13 protein-coding genes, 1 tRNA gene and 1 other RNA gene are annotated in these 19484 nt (G+C 41.4%); 14 read left to right on the top strand and 1 reads right to left on the bottom strand.

The window, feature by feature from the left end; genetic code table 11:
* Positions 1-97: 97 nt before the first annotated feature.
* From eno to ACVR1G_RS05225, 12 genes are all read left to right on the top strand, one after another.
* A complete protein-coding gene (eno, locus tag ACVR1G_RS05280) occupies positions 98-1399 on the top strand; it encodes a surface-displayed alpha-enolase (RefSeq protein ID WP_447452153.1) in 1302 nt (433 codons plus the stop codon).
* A 416-nt stretch (positions 1400-1815) separates the two neighbouring features.
* Positions 1816-2415, top strand: a complete 600-nt coding sequence (locus tag ACVR1G_RS05275) for an NADPH-dependent FMN reductase (protein WP_447452152.1) — start codon at positions 1816-1818, stop codon at positions 2413-2415.
* 10 nt (positions 2416-2425) lie between these two features.
* Entirely contained in the window at positions 2426-4837 is a 2412-nt protein-coding gene (locus tag ACVR1G_RS05270; RefSeq protein ID WP_447452151.1) for a flavocytochrome c, read from the top strand.
* Positions 4838-5199: 362 nt separating this feature from the next.
* A complete protein-coding gene (locus ACVR1G_RS05265) occupies positions 5200-6132 on the top strand; it encodes a CPBP family intramembrane glutamic endopeptidase (protein WP_447452150.1) in 933 nt (310 codons plus the stop codon).
* Between the two features lie 77 nt (positions 6133-6209).
* Positions 6210-6977, top strand: a complete 768-nt coding sequence (locus ACVR1G_RS05260; protein ID WP_447452149.1) for an HAD-IIB family hydrolase — start codon at positions 6210-6212, stop codon at positions 6975-6977.
* A gap of 85 nt (positions 6978-7062) precedes the next feature.
* Positions 7063-7554 (top strand): thiol peroxidase, encoded by a 492-nt coding sequence (gene tpx / locus ACVR1G_RS05255; protein ID WP_447452148.1) that lies wholly within the window; start codon positions 7063-7065, stop codon positions 7552-7554.
* 172 nt (positions 7555-7726) lie between these two features.
* Positions 7727-8320 (top strand): restriction endonuclease subunit S, encoded by a 594-nt coding sequence (locus ACVR1G_RS05250; RefSeq protein WP_447452147.1) that lies wholly within the window; start codon positions 7727-7729, stop codon positions 8318-8320.
* 485 nt (positions 8321-8805) lie between these two features.
* Entirely contained in the window at positions 8806-13413 is a 4608-nt protein-coding gene (locus tag ACVR1G_RS05245) for a glycoside hydrolase family 70 protein (RefSeq protein WP_447452146.1), read from the top strand.
* 203 nt (positions 13414-13616) lie between these two features.
* Positions 13617-14969, top strand: a complete 1353-nt coding sequence (locus ACVR1G_RS05240) for an Nramp family divalent metal transporter (protein ID WP_447452145.1) — start codon at positions 13617-13619, stop codon at positions 14967-14969.
* 161 nt (positions 14970-15130) lie between these two features.
* Positions 15131-15202 (top strand) — tRNA-Arg (locus tag ACVR1G_RS05235).
* 502 nt (positions 15203-15704) lie between these two features.
* The gene (locus tag ACVR1G_RS05230; RefSeq protein ID WP_447452144.1) at positions 15705-16373 is read left to right on the top strand and encodes a fructose-6-phosphate aldolase; all 669 of its coding nucleotides are present in this window, start codon (positions 15705-15707) and stop codon (positions 16371-16373) included.
* A gap of 21 nt (positions 16374-16394) precedes the next feature.
* On the top strand, positions 16395-17486 hold the full coding sequence (locus ACVR1G_RS05225) for a glycerol dehydrogenase (RefSeq protein ID WP_447452143.1): 1092 nt from the start codon (positions 16395-16397) through the stop codon (positions 17484-17486).
* Positions 17487-17534: 48 nt separating this feature from the next.
* Here ACVR1G_RS05225 and ACVR1G_RS05220 read toward each other — a convergent pair whose 3' ends face one another.
* Positions 17535-18137, bottom strand: coding sequence for a TVP38/TMEM64 family protein (locus ACVR1G_RS05220; protein ID WP_447452142.1), 603 nt, complete (start codon positions 18135-18137; stop codon positions 17535-17537).
* A 77-nt stretch (positions 18138-18214) separates the two neighbouring features.
* On the opposite strand from ACVR1G_RS05220, the gene ssrA reads away from it, so the two are divergent.
* Together ssrA and ACVR1G_RS05210 are read left to right on the top strand one after the other, a co-directional pair.
* Positions 18215-18563, top strand: a transfer-messenger RNA (tmRNA) gene (ssrA, locus tag ACVR1G_RS05215).
* A 33-nt stretch (positions 18564-18596) separates the two neighbouring features.
* Entirely contained in the window at positions 18597-19235 is a 639-nt protein-coding gene (locus ACVR1G_RS05210; RefSeq protein ID WP_447452141.1) for a DUF3862 domain-containing protein, read from the top strand.
* Positions 19236-19484: the final 249 nt, after the last annotated feature.

Below are 19484 nucleotides of genomic sequence, written 5' to 3'. Positions count from 1 at the left end.
AAATCATTAATCTGAGTTTGGTTCTTGTTTGCTTATTAACAAGGATTGTGTTATGATGAGGGTGTAAAAAAATTAAACTCATAAGGAGAGTATTGTAATGTCAATTATTACTGATGTTTACGCACGCGAAGTCCTTGACTCACGCGGTAACCCAACACTTGAAGTAGAAGTTTACACTGAATCAGGTGCTTTTGGACGTGGAATGGTTCCTTCAGGAGCTTCTACTGGTGAACACGAAGCTGTTGAGCTTCGTGACGGTGACAAATCTCGCTACAGCGGACTTGGAACTCAAAAAGCTGTTGACAACGTAAACAACATCATTGCAGAAGCTATCATCGGTTACGATGTGCGCGATCAACAAGCTATCGACCGTGCTATGATTGCTCTTGATGGTACTCCAAACAAAGGTAAATTGGGTGCAAACGCTATCCTTGGTGTGTCAATCGCTGCTGCACGCGCTGCGGCTGACTACCTCGAAGTGCCTCTTTACAGCTACCTTGGTGGATTCAATACGAAAGTATTACCAACTCCAATGATGAACATCATCAATGGTGGTTCTCACTCAGACGCTCCAATCGCTTTCCAAGAATTCATGATTATGCCAGTTGGTGCACCAACATTTAAAGAAGGTCTTCGCTGGGGTGCAGAAGTCTTCCATGCTCTTAAGAAAATCCTTAAAGAACGTGGTCTTGAGACAGCTGTTGGTGACGAAGGTGGATTTGCTCCTCGCTTTGATGGCATTGAAGATGGTGTAGAGACTATCCTTAAGGCTATTGAAGCAGCTGGTTACGAAGCTGGTGAAAACGGAATTATGCTTGGTTTTGACTGTGCTTCTTCTGAATTCTACGAAAATGGTGTTTACGACTACACTAAATTCGAAGGCGAAACTGGTGCGAAACGTACTGCTGCAGAGCAAATTGACTATCTTGAAGAGCTGGTAAACAAATACCCAATTATCACTATCGAAGATGGTATGGATGAAAATGACTGGGAAGGTTGGAAAGCTCTTACGGAACGTCTCGGTGGCCGTGTTCAATTGGTTGGTGACGATTTCTTCGTTACAAACACTGACTACCTTGCGCGTGGTATCAAGGAAGGTGCTGCTAACTCAATCCTTATCAAGGTTAACCAAATCGGTACTTTGACTGAAACATTCGAAGCTATCGAAATGGCGAAAGAAGCTGGCTACACTGCTGTTGTATCACACCGTTCAGGTGAAACAGAAGATTCAACAATCGCTGATATCGCAGTTGCAACGAACGCTGGTCAAATCAAGACAGGTTCATTGTCACGTACTGACCGTATGGCTAAGTACAACCAATTGCTTCGCATTGAAGATCAACTTGGTGAAGTTGCTCAATACAAGGGTATCAACTCATTCTATAACCTTAAAAAATAAGGTTCTATTATTAGGTTGATAGCATTATCCCTAAAGCTGCTAGGAGAGATTCTAGTAGCTTTTTCTTGTTTTTATAGATAAACTGAAAACTGTCTGTCTTGCTAGCGGCAGCTCCTAAGTTTAAAACTGCTATTTTTGTTCAAGTATTCTATCTAGTAATCTGGCGGTACTGCCTAAAGGCCTATTGATTGTTTTAAAAGCGCTTGCAAAAAGAGGGAACAAAGAGTAAGATTAGGTTAAAAGATCAAAACTAAGCTTGGAAAAAGTTAAAAAAAAGCAAGGTAGCTCTGACAGGAGCAGTAGTTTAAAAAGTCATGTCTTTCTTATTTTTCTTTGCAAGCTCAATTTCCAATTTCGAATTATCCACTGGATTATTCGGGTGGCTTAATATCTTAATGATTACTAGGAGGAACAATATGAAACTGGTTGCTATTGTGGGGACGAATTCAAATCGTTCAACCAATCGAAAGCTATTGCAATTTATGGCTAGATATTTTACTGACCAAGCTGATATTGAGGTGCTGGAAATCAAGGATTTACCAGCTTTTAATGAACCGGAAAATAAAGCAGTTCCTGATTCAGTTGCTGCTTTCAGCCAAAAAATTGCGGCTGCTGAAGGAGTGATTATTGCAACTCCAGAGTACGACCATACCGTACCAGCCCCCCTTTCTTCTGTTTTGGAGTGGATCGCTTATACTAGTCGTAGTTTGATTAATAAACCGACGATGATTGTAGGGGCTTCGCTCGGAAATCTGGGAACATCACGTGCACAGGCGCATTTACGCCAAATTCTTAATGCTCCGGAATTAAAGGCTCGTGTCATGCCAGGAAATGAATTCCTTTTGGGCAATTCTGAGCAGGTTTTAGATGGCGGTCAGTTCAACAATCCTGAAAAGCTAGCTGAGTTGGAAGATGTTTTTGATGAATTTCAGAGCTTTGTCACTTTAACAAACCAGTTAGTTAAGGAAACTGATACTGAACGCAAAAGAGCTTTTGTTTGGGATGTCAAAGAGTAGGAGAAATGTTATGAAATTAGTAGCTATCACAGGTACCAATGCAAAAACTTCTTACAATCGGAAACTATTGCAGTTTATGGTCAAGCATTTTGCAAGACAAGCTGACATTGAAATTTTAGAAATCACAGATATTCCGATGTTTAATGAAACAGATGATCAGACGGAATCGCCTCTTATCCAAAGTTTTAATCAAAAGATTTCTGAGGCTGAAGGAGTTATTATTGCAACACCGGAGCACAACCATACGATCCCGTCAAGTTTGAATAGTTTGCTTGAATGGCTGTCCTTTAATATTCATCCGCTTGATGGAAAACCTGTTATGATTGTAGGTGCCTCTTATACGGAACAAGGATCATCTCGGGCTCAGTTGCATTTACGTCAAATTTTGGATGCTCCTGGTGTTAATGCTAGCGTTATGCCTGGCAGTGAATTCTTGCTTGGCTTTGCTCACAAGGCTTTTGATAGTGAAGGAAACTTAAGAGACGAGCGGACGGTGGATTTTTTAGATAGCTGTTTTTGGCGTTTCCTGCGTTTCGTAGCTGTGGCTAATCAGCTTAATCTTCCAGAAGAAATTCGCTTTGAACCGGGAACCTACCAAGTAACAACGCAAGGACATAATGGCAAGTTGCCGATGGCTGTCACTCTCTCCGATGAGAAAATTGAAAAAATTGATATTGATAGTTCTGGAGAATCTTCTGGAATTGCAGACATCGTTTTTACTCGTATTCCAAATGAAATTTTGGAAGGGCAGACGCTTAATGTAGATGCCGTTTCTGGTGCTTCGGTAACCAGCAATGGCGTTTTGGATGGAGTTGCCCGTGCTGTCAAATTGGCAGGGGGGAATCCCGATGTATTGCGGAAACGTCCAAAGGCACCATCTGCTTTAGACAAGAACGATAAAGAATATATAGTTGATGTTGCAGTTGTTGGTGGCGGTGGTGCAGGTTTAGCGGCGGCAGCCGCTGTTCTACAAGAGGGTAAGACTGCTATTGTTGTTGAAAAATTCCCAGCATTGGGAGGTAATACTGTCCGTGCAGGTGGCCCAATCAATGCGCCTTGGCCTGAGTGGCAAAATAGCTTTTCAGCCCATCCTGGAGAAGCCCAAAATCTAAAAAATCTTTATGATACTGATGAAGGTGATATTGACCCAGAGTATCTGGAAGATTTCCGTGCTTTGAAGTTAGAACTGGCAAGCTATCTTAAAAATCCAGATTATCTGTTCGATTCAAATTTGCTCTACCGTATCCAAACCTACATTGGCGGTAAGCGAATAGATCTGCAGGGTAATGAAATTCACGGTGATTATGACCTTGTTAAAATTTTGACAGAACAGGCTCTCGAATCTGTTAAGTGGCTGGAGGATATCGGTTTAGAGTTTGACCGTAATGAAGTCACTATGCCGGTTGGAGCCCTGTGGCGTCGCGGTCACAAGCCGAAAGTCCCCATGGGCTATGCTTATATCTCTGTATTGGATAAATATGTGCGAGACAATGGTGGAACTATCCTGACCGATGCCCCAGTCAAAGAATTAATTGTCGAGGATGGCATTGTTCGTGGTATTATTGGTACTGGTCGCAATGGTCAAAAAATTACAGTCCATGCTAAGGCGGTAGTCCTAGCTTCTGGCGGGTTCGGTGCTAACACAAAGATGCTGCAAAAATACAATACTTACTGGACAGAAATTGATGATGACATCAGAACGTCTAATTCACCAGCTATTACGGGAGATGGCATCATCCTTGGACAAAGTGTTGGAGCTGATCTTGTTGGCATGGGCTTTACTCAGATGATGCCTGTATCAGATCCGGAAACTGGCGCTCTCTTTTCCGGCCTGCAGGTACCGCCTGCAAACTTTATCATGGTTAATAGGAAAGGCAAACGCTTTGTTGATGAATATGGCAGTCGTGATAAATTATCGCAAGCGGCTATTGATAATGGTGGGTTATTCTATCTGATTGCGGACGATAATATCAAACAAACAGCTTACAACACTAGTGATGAAAAAATTGAAGCACAGGTGACAGCAGGCACGCTCTATCGTGCCGATACTCTAGAAGAGTTAGCAGAGCAAATTGCTATTGATCCGAAAGTTTTGGTTGAAACTATTACGAATTACAATCGTTATGTTGATAGCGGTTATGATCCTGAATTCAATAAAGGCAGCTTTGATCTTAAATGTGAAAAAGCACCTTTCTATGCAACTCCTAGAAAACCGGCAGTTCACCATACCATGGGTGGTCTGAAAATTGATACCCAAGTCCATGTTATCAGCCGACAAGGTCGTGTTATCTCAGGCCTCTATGCAGCAGGAGAAGTAGCTGGCGGTCTTCATGCTGGTAATCGTTTGGGTGGCAACTCCTTGACTGACATTTTTACTTTTGGCCGTATTGCTGGTCAAACTGCAGTAGATGAGTGGTGCTAAATATTACAAAATAAAAAGAGAGCCTTTTGAAATTAGAAATAAGATTAATGGCGCTCAGCACACTCGCCGCTATCGCTTGTAAGGATTAAAAGGTCCAATGGGACTTTTAAGGAATATCGGAAAATGCGAGTACGCCCTAAAGACCTTCAATCAGCAGTGGTTCATTGGTGCTAAAGTACCTACTGTGCAGGGGTAAGACTTATTGGCTTAGCCGACTTAGTCTTACCCTCAGCCACTGTGTCAACTTTTCTATTGTCTTTTGAGTCGCCCATTGATGTTTGCTTTGCAAGCTTAATTCCAATTTCAAATTATCCGTTGGATAATTTGAGCGACTTAGTATCTGATGAAAAGGAGGCCATGAAATGAAAACTAATCTTTTTACCGAAACGGCAAAAGGTAAGATACCGAAGTCAATTATATTACTGATTCTTATAGCCCTGATGCTCTTGTTTTTAGGTGTCCTGATAGGTGGTCTTAGCCTAGTGCCTATTACTTTGATTTATTATCTTAGACATGGTTTTCCGACTCCTAGTCCGTCTGGAGAAATACAAACCAGTCTACCATTTTCAACAGATGTTTCTACCTTAATTGGACTGTTTGCCTTCTGGGGCATTTATCTTGCTGTCTTTGGTTGGGTAAAATGGGTGGAGAAGCGCCCTATTTCCTCGCTGGGTCTGTTTAAGAGGAAGGCAGGTAGAGAACTGGCTAAGGGGTGGTTGATCGGTGCAGGGCTTTTTAGTATTATGGTGGTTTTATTGAGCCTTTTTGGAATGGTCGAGTTGGAAAAAATTAATATCTCAGCTAAAAGCCTAGGATTCCTATTATTATATATACTTGCTTGGCAAGTTCAGAGTGGAGCTGAGGAACTCTTGACTAGAGGCTGGTTAATGCCAGCAGTGGCTAGCCACCATCGGAAGTTTACGGCCGTCATGGTAGCTTCGCTTCTGTTTGGCTTATTACATCTGCCAAATGCTCATGTAACCATCCTTTCTCTCTTAGTGGTCATATTATTTGGTCTCATGATGTGCCTCTATGTCGTTTGGGAGGGCAATATCTGGGGAGTCTTTGGATTTCATGCGGCGTGGAATTGCTTTCAAGGTTCTGTTTTTGGTATTCCAGTTTCCGGCACAGCTGCCTTGCCATCATCTATTATTCAGTTGAAGTTAAAAGGAGCTTCATATTTGAGTGGTGGTGCTTTTGGTGTAGAGGGAAGTATTTTGACGGTATTCGTGCTATCCTTAGTTTGCCTCTTTCTCTATTTAAAAATTCGCAAAAAAGTAACAGTAGCGTCATAAATGTCCAATAAAATCTAGGTTTCGGCCTAGTTTTTTGTTATAATCGTAGGGAAGTGCGTAAGAATAGGAGATGTGCGATGCATTTTATTTTTGATTTGGACGGTACCCTGTCTTTTGATGGGTTTAGTATAGATAGTAAAATCAAAGCAGTACTTGGTAAAGCCAAAGATTTTGGACATACTGTCGTTTTTGCGTCAGCTAGGTCGTATCGGGATTCCGTTGATATGCTAGGTGAGGAGCTGGCCAAGGAGCGCGTTATCGGCTTGAATGGAGGGCTGGTCTACAATCAAGGCCAGCTAGTGCTGGAGTACAATTTGGATACGGAAGTCTATCGTGAGGCTCTCAGTTATTGCCGTACTTACAATTTGCCATATTTTGTTGATAATTCTTTTAATTATGCAACGGGCAATGAGGAGCATATTCCTTTTATCAATTTGGTTGACCCCCTGAGTCTAGCTAATAAGATAGCAGCGGAAGAGCTGGAACATCCTATTAAAATGGTTATCTATATGGGTAATCACGAAGAATTAGTGGCTGATATCTCATATCAGATCAAGTCCACCGATAAACTGGAGCTCTTTTACCATGAACAAGAAAAATGCCTTTATCTTAATCCTAACCAAGTTAGCAAGGCTTCGACTATCTTGGAAATTCTTGATGAGGAGCCCTTCATAGCTTTTGGAAATGATAAAAATGACATTGAGATGTTCAAGGAGGCTCTCTACGGTGTCCAAGTCGGTAGTTTTACTTATCTAAAGACTTACGCTGATGATCAAGTTGAAGCTGATAACCAAGCGATTGCCGATAAGATTCTTGAACTCTTTCAAGCCTTTCAAGGCAAATAATTTATAGTCAAAATCTTGGCAATCTCCTAAAAAAAGCGTTACCATGTAGGTGCCGTTGATGGATGGCTAGAAAGTAGGGAGCAATATGCCAACATTTTTAGGAAAACCTGTAAAGGTTGATAAAGCTAAACAGTTGCAAGTAGGGGATATAGCACATGATTTTACCTTAACAGCGACAGATTTGACTAAAAAGCATTTATCTGATTTTCAAGAGAAAAAGGTCATCAGTATCGTTCCTTCAATTGATACAGGTCTTTGTTCTACTCAGACACGGACGTTTAACCGAGACTTGGCTGCAAGGCCTGATACTCTTGTGATTACAGTATCGGCAGATCTCCCCTTTGCCCAAGAGCGTTGGTGCGGTGCGCAAGATTTGGAGGATGTTATCATGCTGTCGGATTACTATGATAATAGCTTTGCCAAGGCTTATGGGCTGCTAATGGAAGAATGGCACCTTTTAGCACGGGCTGTGCTGGTTTTGGATGAAACCAATACAGTGCGCTATACAGAGTATTTGGAGAACGTTAATTCAGAGCCTGACTATGAGGCAGCGATCGCAGCGCTCAAGGCTTTATAAAGATAAATTAAAACCCCTTTAATAGCCCCAAAATGGGCATTTATAGGGGTTCTTTTGCATATTCTTTTGATTTTCTTAAGAAATTAGGGTATGATAGAGCAGGTATATTGCGATTTCCATATTGGCTACAGGACCAGATATGGATAAATAAGAGGAGAAGGAGAGAATGCATATGGCGTTGATAGAAGGATATCTTGCCAATCAGATCGTAAAAGTGCCTCTTGGTCAGGTAGTGCGTGCTTTTAAAGGGAAGGCCGTCTCTAGTAAAGCAGAGCCAGGGGAGATTAGCTACATCAATTTATCTGACATGACAGAATTTGGTATTGACTACAGTCAGCTTAAAACCTTTCAAGAATCAAAGGACAAGTTGCCCAAGTATCTTTTAGAAACTGGTGATGTTTTGGTAGCTTCTAAAGGGACGGTTAAAAAGGTAGCTGTGTTTGAAGAACAGGATTATCCTATCGTTGCTTCTTCAAATATTACAGTTTTACGTCCGATTGGGGAGATTAGTGGTTTTTATTTGAAGCTCTTTTTAGAATCGGATCTGGGTCAAGAACTCTTGGCAACTGCAGACCACGGTAAGGGAATTCTTAATATTTCAACAGCTCAGCTATTGGAAATACCAATTCCTAAGTTACCGCCTGTCAAGCAAAACTATCTTGTTCAATATGCTAACCAAGGTTTAGCAGACTATCAGCGCAAATTGGCTAGAGCCCAGCAGGAGTGGGAGTATGTTAAGCAAGAAGTGGAAAAAAATCTTTATTAGTTAGGAAGAAGCCTCAAACTTGGGGCTTTTTTCGTCTCTCTTTAAAGCCTCTAATAGGTAGGGAAAATATTTAATCAATGGTTGCTGGTATTGCTTGAGTGTTGTTGACTAAAGCCAACTCGGGAATACCTCAAGTATATTCAGCTTTTCTTTGAAGCCAGCTTCGGTGCTCGACTCTTTATGGTGTGATCGTCTGCGAGATCTTGTCATGATTTTTGGGCCTAATTAAGGAAAAGAATTTCATGTAAAATCGTTTTCAGAAATACATTGTTTTTTGCAGAAAATGGAAACCAAAGTCTTGGAAATGCCATGAATGACAAGGGATTGCAATGTTACTGAGTTGAAATAATTAACAAAGAAAATGACATCAGAAATAGTAGGTTTGTAAAGTAAAAATGCTATCATGTTTGGCGGTTAAGGGAGTGCTGGTTCTCAGTACATTTAACTAAATAATTTAAAGCCTAAGGCTTGAAGGAGCAGTCCTAATGGAAAAAAAACTACGTTATAAACTACACAAGGTTAAAAAACAGTGGGTAACTATAGCTGTGGCCACTATTGGTTTGCTTAGCATCATTGGTATGGGTTCTGTCGGTGATAGCCATGTATCGGCAGATGAAGCGACAGCTAGCGAACAGGTCGCTGCAGCAGATGACGGTAGTCAGGAGACGGAAGCTGTAGCTTCAGATTCAGCTTCCTCTGACGATGCAAATACTGAAGTTCCAGCTGAATCTAGTGTTCCTGCTGAAGAAAGTACCGAAGTTCCTGCAGCGGGTAGTGCACGGTCTTCAGAGGAAACGACTGAAACCCCAGTGGATCAAGAAACAGCACCAAGGCAAGAGGCTGCCAATCAAGCTGCTGGGCAAGAGCAGGCTCCAGCTTCCGACGGAGTCAGGGTCGAGCGCCGTGATGTGGCTGCAGTGGAAACTGCCCCAGCTCAAGCAGCCGATCTGACTAATCAGGAAAAAGAGGCGGCTATGTCTCTTGATAATGTTAAGCAGATCGATGGGAATTACTATTATGTTCAGCCAGATGGCAGCTATAAGAAGAATTTTGCCATCACAGTCAATGGTCAAATGCTTTACTTTGACGCTGATACTGGTGCGCTTTCCAGCACATCAACCTACTCATTCTCACAAGGATTAACCAATTTGGTTGATGATTTTACAGCTCATAATAAGGCTTACAATTCTAATGCTGAGAGTTTTGAATTGGTTGATGGCTATTTGACAGCTAACAGCTGGTATCGCCCAGAATCAATCTTGCGCAATGGTCAAACTTGGGAAGCTTCGACAGCGGATGATTTACGTCCAGTTCTGATGAGCTGGTGGCCTGATAAGGACACGCAGGTAGCTTATCTGAATTATATGTCGGATTACCTTGGTTCAGATAATGAAAACTTCACGACCGAAACTTCTCAAGTTGCCCTTAATAAAGCAGCTCAGCTTATTCAGACGAAGATTGAGCAGCGTATCACAGCTGAGAACAATACAGAGTGGCTTCGCTCGGCTATTAAGGCTTTCGTAACCCAGCAGTCGAAGTGGAATGTTGACTCGGAAAATCTTAACCGCAACGACCATCTGCAACATGGTGCTTTGCTCTACAATAATAGTGATCTAACACCGTGGGCCAATTCGGATTATCGTTTGCTCAATCGCACTCCAACTACACAAACTGGTCAGCAGCGTTATTTCGCTGACAGTAACCCAATTGGTGGTTACGAATTCTTGCTGTCCAATGATGTGGATAATTCAAATCCGGTAGTTCAAGCAGAAATGCTCAACCAGCTGCATTATTTGATGAACTGGGGCTCGATTGTCATGGGTGATGACCAAGCTAACTTTGATGGTGTACGGGTTGATGCGGTTGATAATGTCAATGCCGACCTCCTTCAGGTCTATACCAATTACTTCCAAGAATATTACGGCGTCAATAAATCAGAAGCTGATGCTTTAGCACATATTTCCATCCTTGAAGCATGGAGTTATAACGATAATCAATATAATATTGATACGAACGGCGCTGCTATCTCTATTGATAACTATTCTCGTCTAGCTGCTCTGTCAACCTTAACAAGACAGCTTGATCAGCGGCAGGGATTGGAAAGCTTGATTACCGATACGCTGAATAAGGAACGCCGCAACGACTCGGCTTATGGCGATACAATCGCTAATTATTCCTTTGTACGGGCTCACGACAGTGAGGTACAAACGATTATTGCCAAGATTATCGCTAAGGAAATTGATACAACAACGGATGGTTATACCTTTACCTTGGACCAGCTCAAAGAGGCCTTCAAAATTTACAATGAAGACATGAACAAGGTTGAAAAGACCTATACCCATTATAATATTCCAGCCGCCTATGCCCTCTTATTGAGCAATATGGAATCTGTGCCTCGGGTTTATTATGGTGATTTGTATACAGATGATGGCCAGTATATGGCTACTAAATCGCCTTACTTTGATGCTATTGATACCTTGATGCGGGCTCGTATTGCCTACGTATCTGGTGGTCAAGCTATGAATGTTGCCAAGACTGACTCTGGCCAAGAAGTTTTAACATCTGTCCGCTTCGGTCAAGATATTATGACGGCTGATGATAGTCAGGGAACAGATCTTAGTCGTACGTCGGGTATGGTAACCTTGGTGAGCAATAATCCTAACCTGTCCTTAGCAGCTAACGATACGGTTACCGTTAATGTGGGACAAGTCCATGCTAATCAGGCCTATCGCCCTCTGCTGTTAGGTACGCAGGATGGTGTCAAATCTTACTTGACTGATGCTGATACTAATCTGGTTAAATATACAGATGAAAATGGGAACTTGACCTTTACAGCTGATGATATCAAAGGTTATTCAACAGTTGATATGAGCGGCTATCTGGCTGTTTGGGTACCGGTTGGGGCACAGGCTAATCAGGATATTCGTGTAGCAGCTAGTGAAGAAGCCAAGAGTTCAGATGACTTAACCTACAAGACCTCAGCAGCTCTGGATTCACAGCTGATCTATGAAGGTTTCTCAAATTTCCAAGACTTTGCTACTAATGATTCTGAATATACCAATAAGCGAATTGCTGAAAATGCTGATCTCTTTAAGGCTTGGGGTGTGACTTCCTTTGAAATGGCACCGCAGTACGTATCAACAGATGACGGCACCTTCATTGATTCCATTATTAAAAATGGCTATGCTTTTGATGACCGCTATGACCTAGCTATGAGCCAAAATAATAAATATGGTTCTAAGGAAGATTTGGCCAATGCGCTTAAGGCTCTCCATGCTGCAGGGATCCAAGCAATTGCCGATTGGGTACCGGACCAAGTTTATTCATTACCAGGTGAAGAAATTGTGACAGCTACACGTATTGATAGTTACGGTAAAGAAGTTGTTGACGCTGAGATTGATCACTCATTATATGCCGCTAATACTAAGAGTAGTGGTAAGGATTACCAAGCACAGTACGGTGGTGAATTCTTAGATGAGCTCAAGGCTAAATACCCAAGCATGTTCGAAGTTCCGATGATTTCTAATGGACAAAAACTTGATACGTCAACAAAAATTAAGACTTGGGAAGCTAAGTATTTCAATGGAACTAACATTCTTAAAAAGGGTGCTGGATATGTCCTCAGTGATGATGCAACTGGCAAATACTTTACTGTTAATGACAAGGGTGACTTCTTGCCAGCCGCTCTGACAGGAGATACGAGTGCACAAACTGGTTTCTACTTTGATGGTAAAGGTATGACTTACCGCTCTACATCTGGCAATAAGGCGGTATCCTCCTTCGTTTATGAGGGCGGTCATTACTATTACTTTGATAAAGATGGCTATATGGTAACAGGATCTTATAAAGCAGATAATGGCAAGACTTACTTCTTCCTGTCAAATGGTGTTCAGTTGCGTGACACGATCTATCAAGATGAGAAAGGCGATCGTCATTACTACGGTAAGACAGGTATGCTATTTACTGGACCAAATTGGTACTCATCTGTAGATCCAGCAGATCCCAACAACCTAGTGTATCGCTACATCGATGCAAACAATGTGATGGCCACAGGTCTTAAAACGATTGAGGGTGCTACCTATTACTTCGATCAAGACGGTTACCAAGCTAAGGGCAAGATGATCACTGATGAAGATGGTAACATTCGCTATTTCGCAGAAAATTCTGGTAATATGATTAAGAATGATTTTGCTAAGGTTGATAATAACTGGTATTATTTCGATGAGCATGGTATAGCTGCTAAGGGTGAAGTGACCATCAATGGCGTTGTGCTTCATTTCGATGAGACAACAGGAGCTCAAACTAAGGGCTTCCTTACAGATGCTAATGGCAGACAGCGTTATTATGATCTTAACTCAGGTGCCAAATTAGTCAAAGATTTCTTCTCAATCGGTGATGACTGGTACTATGCTGATGATAATGGCTATGTTGCCAAGGGTTTCCGCAATATGGATGGTAACTGGTATTACTTTGATGAAGCGACTGGCAAACAGGCCAAAGGGCAATTGGCTGTTAATGGTCAGACACTTTACTTCCATCCAGATTCAGGCATCCAGGTTAAGGGTGATTTTGTGACGGATCAGGACGGTCAAATTGCTTACTATGACGCTAATTCAGGTGATCGAAAGACTGCTGAGTTCTTCACGACAGGTGACAATGCTTGGTACTATGCTGATGCTGATGGCCATGTCGTCAAAGGAGCACAAAGTATCAATGGTCAAAGGCTCTATTTTGATGAAGCGACTGGTAAACAAGCTAAGGGAATCAGCGTTGTAGCTGCTGATGGCAGCCGTCGTCACTATGATGCTGACTCAGGATCTTTAGTCACAAATGCTTTTGCTGAATCTGCCGCTAACTCAAATCAATGGTACTATTATGATGCTAATGGTGTAGCTGTTAAGGGAGAACAGAAGATCAATAATCAAGAATTGTATTTTGATCCAACTACAGGTCAGCAAGCCAAGGGTATTATGGTTACGATTAATGGTCGTAGATACTACTATGATGCAGTTTCTGGTGAACGTGTTAAAAATCGTTATGTCAGAGTGGATGGCCGTTGGTATTACTTCGGAGCTGACGGAGCTGCTGTCTAACACTATGTGCAGCTAACGAAACGAAGAGTGAAATGGCAAAAAACGATTGCTATAAAGGGTACTGGGACTTTTGTCCTAGGCCCTTTTTTATGCCTACAAATTATTGTGTTTTTCTTATGAGAGGGAATATTTGTTCAAATCGCTGGCTGTGCTGATATGTGCTATAATGAATCTAGTTGAATAGTTAGAAAAGAGGTTCTCTTTTGAAAACGCATCATAGTCCAAACTCAGCGGAAAAGCGCTCACTCGATGAGGTTAACCAAAGTGTCGATGTTCCTGAAAGCGCTTCTTTTTGGCAAAGCTTACGTGCTTTCATTGGTCCGGGTGCTCTAGTGGCAGTCGGCTATATGGATCCTGGCAATTGGATCACAAGTGTTGTGGGTGGAGCCAGCTATAAGTATTTGCTTCTATCTATTGTTTTGATTTCGTCCTTGATGGCCATGCAGTTGCAACAGATGGCCGGAAAGTTAGGTATTGTGACACGTCAGGACTTGGCTCAGGCGACAGCGGCCCATCTGCCCAAATGGCTGCGTTATGGTCTTTTTGTTATCATTGAGTTAGCTCTAATGGCGACTGATTTAGCAGAAGTCATCGGTTCTGGAATTGCCCTGCATCTTTTATTTGGCTGGCCCTTGATGGTTGCTATTTTTACAACGATTTTGGATGTCTTTTTGCTTCTGTCATTGATGAAGCTGGGTTTTCGTAAGATCGAAGCGATTGTATCGACTTTGATTTTGACCATTCTACTTATTTTTGCTTATTTAACGCTTATTTCGCATCCAAGCATCACTGGTATATTTAAGGGCTTTGTTCCCAGTCCTTCAATTTTTGACGTTCATCAGGTCGGTGCCCATACCAAGCTGACCTTGGCCTTAGGGATTATCGGGGCGACAGTAATGCCGCACAACCTCTATCTCCACTCATCTATTTCGCAGACAAGGCGGGTTGATTATGATAATCCAATGGCTATTCGTCGGGCAATTCGCTTTATGACTTGGGATTCTAATATTCAGCTGAGCTTAGCTTTTGTTGTTAATTCCTTACTTTTAGTTTTGGGAGCTTCCCTATTCTATGGTCATGCCAGCAAGATTAGTGCCTTTACACAGATGTACAATGCGCTTGCAGACCCAACTATCGCTGGCAGTGTTGCCAGTGGTTTGTTGTCCACCCTTTTTGCTGTAGCTCTCCTAGCGAGCGGGCAAAATTCAACGATTACAGGAACTCTAACCGGACAAATTGTTATGGAAGGTTTTTTAAATCTTCGCTTACCGCAATGGGCTATTAGGTTATTGACACGTTTATTGGCTCTTTTACCTGTAATGCTAGCAACGCTGATTTGGGGTGGTCAAGAGAAGGTGCTGGATCAGCTGATTGTTTACTCTCAAGTTTTTTTGTCTCTTGCTCTGCCTTTTTCGATCTTTCCTCTGATTTATTTCACATCTAGTCGAAAGCTGATGGGAGGCTATAGCAACGCTAGATGGAATATGGTAACGGCTTATTTGATTGCAAGCTTGCTGACTGTTTTGAATTTAAAATTGATTATTGACTTACTATAAAAACGAGGAAAATCAGGACTCTGTCTACTGATTTCTCTTTTCCTCACTTGTTACTTAAGGTCCCCTGATTTCAGAAATTAGAGAGTTCGAGTTTGTTTTCCACCGGATTGTTATTTTCCTATGGCAACTTTTGTTTTGTCGTGGTATAATATTAAGCGTCGCCATCCTTAGTGTAATGGATATCACGTAAGATTCCGGTTCTTGAGATGGGGGTTCGATTCCCTCAGGATGGATAAAACCTTCAGCTAACAGGGTACTAGCCCCATAAAATGAGACACAAGAAAAACACTCCTGTTGAAATCTAGTAAACTAGAAACAGGAGTGTTTTGTTATGGTCAAAAAAGCGTATGCGTTAGAAACCAAGTTAGCCTGTATCGACATGAAGAAGGCAGGCAAGTCCAATAAGGTCATCATGGAGACCCTGGGTATCAAAAATGGTTAGCGATTGGGGTAACGTGCTAAGCGATTTAACATCGAAATGTAATTGAAATACTAACTCAAATAAACTGTAATAGTTATGTGTTATGGTACCCTTGATTAGGATAGTTTTATTTGTGACTGTAGCAATCAGTCTACAGGTAAGATATTTTTTAGCTTTTCAAATTTTTGGTGCTTTCAGTACCACTTCATTGGTGGTTGTTATCCTTTTATGTGCTGCAAAATCAGTTAGCTTTATAAGGTCTTATCGAAGATACATGATTTAATATTATGGCTACCGTTTAAAGGAGAATTTCAATGGAATTTATGCTTGATACTGTAAATTTAAAAGAAATTGAAAAATGGGCAGCTATTTTACCTCTAGCTGGCGTAACGTCAAATCCTTCAATTGTCAAAAAAGAAGGCAATATTGACTTCTTTGAACAGGCTCGAAAAATTCGTGAAATTATCGGTGAAAAATCTAGTTTTCATGCACAGGTTGTAGCAGCTGATGTCAAGGGCATTATTAAGGATGCTCATAAGCTCAGAAATGAGTTGGGGGGTAATCTTTATATTAAAATTCCTGTCTCTGCTGCAGGATTAGCAGCGATGAAAGAGCTAAAAAAACAGGGATTCAATATCACAGCAACAGCTATTTATAGCCTTTTTCAAGGACTTTTAGCAATTGAAGCCGACGCTGATTATCTGGCACCTTATTATAATAGAATGGAGAACCTTAATACGGATTCTGAAATAGTGATTACCCAACTGGTACAAGCTATTCAAAATAAAGGTAGCTCAACTAAGATTTTGGCTGCTAGTTTCAAAAATGTTGCCCAGATGAATAAGGCATTAACAGCCGGTGCTCACGCTGTAACAGCTAGTGGAGCAGTATATGAATCTGGTTTGGAGAACCCATCAATCCAAAAAGCGGTTGATGATTTTACAGCTGATTGGAAGGAAACACAAGGGCGTAACTATATTTAGAATAGAAAAAAGGAGGGCATTATGAAAATTTTTGCAAGTCCATCTCGTTATATTCAAGGTGAAAATGCTTTGTTTGGGAACGATAAAATCATTTTAGAACTAGGAAATAGGCCAATTTTGCTCTGTGATGACCGTGTTTATGAAATTATTGGGGAGGAGTGGGAGTCGCACTTGCGAGGCTGCGGTATTTTGACTACTCGGATTAGTTTTAATGGCGAAGCATCTGAAAATGAAATTAATCGTGTCGTTGCTATTGCAAAAGAGGATCAGAGCAATCTAATCATTGGTCTCGGTGGTGGTAAGACAATAGACAGCGCCAAGGCCATTGCAGATCTATTAGATTTACCAGTTATTATTGCTCCTACGGTTGCCTCCACAGATGCTCCGACTTCGGCGCTGTCGGTTATTTATACAGACGAAGGGGCCTTTGAAAAATATATTTTCTACTCAAAAAATCCAGACTTGGTCCTAGTAGATACCAGAGTAATCAGCAGATCGCCTGTCAGGCTGCTTGCTTCAGGGATTGCAGATGGGCTAGCTACTTGGGTAGAGGCGCGAGCAGTCATGCAAAAAAATGGTGAAACCATGGCGGGTGCAAGTCAAACTTTGGCTGGGCTAGCCATTGCTCAGGCTTGCGAGGAAACATTATTTGCAGACGGACTTAAAGCACTGGCGAGCTGTGAGGCCCAGGTGGTCACAAAGGCTCTTGAAAATGTGGTTGAGGCAAATACTTTACTTAGCGGACTTGGATTTGAAAGTGGTGGACTAGCTGCTGCGCATGCTATTCATAATGGTTTTACAGCTTTAGAAGGTGATATTCATCATCTTACTCACGGGGAAAAAGTTGCCTATGGAACATTAACACAGCTTTTCTTGGAAAATCGATCGGAAGAAGAAATTAATAAATATATTCATTTTTACCAAGCTATTGGCATGCCAACAACCCTAGAAGAGATGTATTTAGGACAAGCCTCCTATGAGGATCTGCTTAGAGTTGGCGAACAAGCAACAATTGATACAGAAACTATCCATCAGATGCCATTTGCTATTACAGCTACCAATGTGGCTGATGCTTTGCTTGCTGTGGATACTTATGTTCACTCCATGACCTAAATAAATGACCATTATAAAAGAATCGTGTTAATTAAGGCCACGATTCTTTTATTTTTTAGTAAAGCCAAAGAGGTAGTAAGCCCATTTGCCTCCTAGTTCCCAAATGAGATTATAGCCGATAACAGAGATAGGCTTCGTTATAAGCATGATAATAGAAAATTTTTTTAGAGACATATTGGTCAAGCCAGTTACCATGACCATCAGATCCGCTGGTGAAACGGGCGAAAGCATACATAGGATAAAAAGGCGTTCATAACCTGGACTTTCCAGCTTGGCTTCGTATCTTTTAAAAGTTTCTTCTTTAGTGAAGAGTAAGATAAATTTACGACCGAAGTGTTGGACGAGAGAAAAAAGAATGATACTGCCAATGATGATACCTATAGAATTATAAAGGAGTCCCTGCCAAAAACCAAATACAGCAAATCCAACGATAGTAGTAACCCCGCCGGGAATGATAGGGAGCACTACTTGTATAATCTGAATTAAAATAAAAATCAGTGGGGAGAGAACCTTGTACTGAGAGACCCAGTTTTTAAATGCATCGAAATCACTCAGCGTCCCATCTTTAAACAACCAAATGACTAAAATAGCACTGATAATTAGGATAGCAATCCCCAGCCACTCTATGGCTTTTTTGGCAAACTTATACATAATCTGATTATACCCCAAAATATATATTTTTGCTATTTTTTAGCGGATTTGTTATAATTGCCAAAGTGATGTTTTTAGGGGTCGTTACGGATTCGACAGGCATTATGCGATATATTTTGCAACTCGGGTGGCGCCGTTAACGCTCAGTTAAATATAACTGCAAAAAATACAAATTCTTACGCAGTAGCTGCCTAAACACCAGCTCTCGTAATCTTCTAGCGGATTGCTTGTGTTCGTCAGAAGGTTTCATTAACAGCAAGCTACGTTTAATCATAGCCTAGCTGATTAAAAAGAGATTTATAGGCTCGCTAAGTGAGGACTTGAGTTATGTGTCGTCTCTTGGTTAAATTAAGACATAACCTATGGTTGTAGACAAATATGTTGGCAGATGTTTGGACGTGGGTTCGACTCCCACCGGCTCCATATCAAACTGGTTGGGAAAGAGAAAGGGTGTTGATAATGAAAAAAGTAGCAGTAGGATTGATGGCCTTATTAGCAGCCATTCTATTGGTGGCTTGTCACAAGGACAACGATAAGAAAACGACTAGTTCATCGTCTTTATCACTTTCCTCTAGTACTTTACAAAGCAGTGATAATCATGATAATGTGCGTAAAAATTTTGATAAGGTAAGCCTTGGTAAGGCTGATAATGATTTTGCTGGAGGAACTAATTTATCCCAGCTCAAAAAGTATTTTGGTGAACCGACCAGTCACAAGCAGGAAAAACCAAGCTCAGGTAATATTACCTTGGAGGTCTACACTTGGACTTTTGATGATGTCAGCGTTGAAGTGAAGCTCTTCAACGATAGTGCCTTGGTACGTTCTATTAAGGGTTATTCCTATAAACGTGAAACCAATTTTTCAGCTAAGGACTATAATAATTTAAAAGATGGTTTAGCTTATGCCGATATGGTCGCAAAATACGGCGCACCTGACAGCTTGTCTGAGGCTGCTTCATCGGATCAAACAGAACTTCAAGCTGTTTGGTCTAGCAATCTCAAATTGGCTAAGGGACAGAAGCAAGGCCAGATGATTATTAACTTTACCAATGGTAAATTAACAGAAAAAGAACAATCGGGACTAGGTTCAACCGAATAACAGAAGTGTGGGAAGGCTTATTTTCCTTCCTATATCTAATCTCAAAAGCTTTTATACTATTTACAGACAAACTTAGATGAAAAAAACGCTCCGGTGGAGCGTTTTTTCACGAGCTTAAAAATGAGGAAAGCGAGTCAGCTCCGGTGGAGCGTTTTTTCACGAGCTTAAAAATGAGGAAAGCGAGTCAGCTCCGGTGGAGCGTTTTTTCACGAGCTCAGACATAAACTAGAAAACAAACCAACTCTTTTA

The sequence above is a fragment of the Streptococcus dentasini genome, from assembly GCF_053206945.1.
Note: the sequence above shows the minus strand (reverse complement) of the source record. Positions and strands in the feature narration are given on the sequence as shown.

Coding starts and splice junctions, on each gene's coding strand:
- eno (WP_447452153.1), top strand. CDS start 98: ATGTCAATTATTACTGATGTTTACGCACGCGAAGTCCTTGACTCACGC.
- ACVR1G_RS05275 (WP_447452152.1), top strand. CDS start 1,816: ATGAAACTGGTTGCTATTGTGGGGACGAATTCAAATCGTTCAACCAAT.
- ACVR1G_RS05270 (WP_447452151.1), top strand. CDS start 2,426: ATGAAATTAGTAGCTATCACAGGTACCAATGCAAAAACTTCTTACAAT.
- ACVR1G_RS05265 (WP_447452150.1), top strand. CDS start 5,200: ATGAAAACTAATCTTTTTACCGAAACGGCAAAAGGTAAGATACCGAAG.
- ACVR1G_RS05260 (WP_447452149.1), top strand. CDS start 6,210: ATGCATTTTATTTTTGATTTGGACGGTACCCTGTCTTTTGATGGGTTT.
- tpx (WP_447452148.1), top strand. CDS start 7,063: ATGCCAACATTTTTAGGAAAACCTGTAAAGGTTGATAAAGCTAAACAG.
- ACVR1G_RS05250 (WP_447452147.1), top strand. CDS start 7,727: ATGGCGTTGATAGAAGGATATCTTGCCAATCAGATCGTAAAAGTGCCT.
- ACVR1G_RS05245 (WP_447452146.1), top strand. CDS start 8,806: ATGGAAAAAAAACTACGTTATAAACTACACAAGGTTAAAAAACAGTGG.
- ACVR1G_RS05230 (WP_447452144.1), top strand. CDS start 15,705: ATGGAATTTATGCTTGATACTGTAAATTTAAAAGAAATTGAAAAATGG.
- ACVR1G_RS05225 (WP_447452143.1), top strand. CDS start 16,395: ATGAAAATTTTTGCAAGTCCATCTCGTTATATTCAAGGTGAAAATGCT.
- ACVR1G_RS05220 (WP_447452142.1), bottom strand. CDS start 18,137: ATGTATAAGTTTGCCAAAAAAGCCATAGAGTGGCTGGGGATTGCTATC.
- ACVR1G_RS05210 (WP_447452141.1), top strand. CDS start 18,597: ATGAAAAAAGTAGCAGTAGGATTGATGGCCTTATTAGCAGCCATTCTA.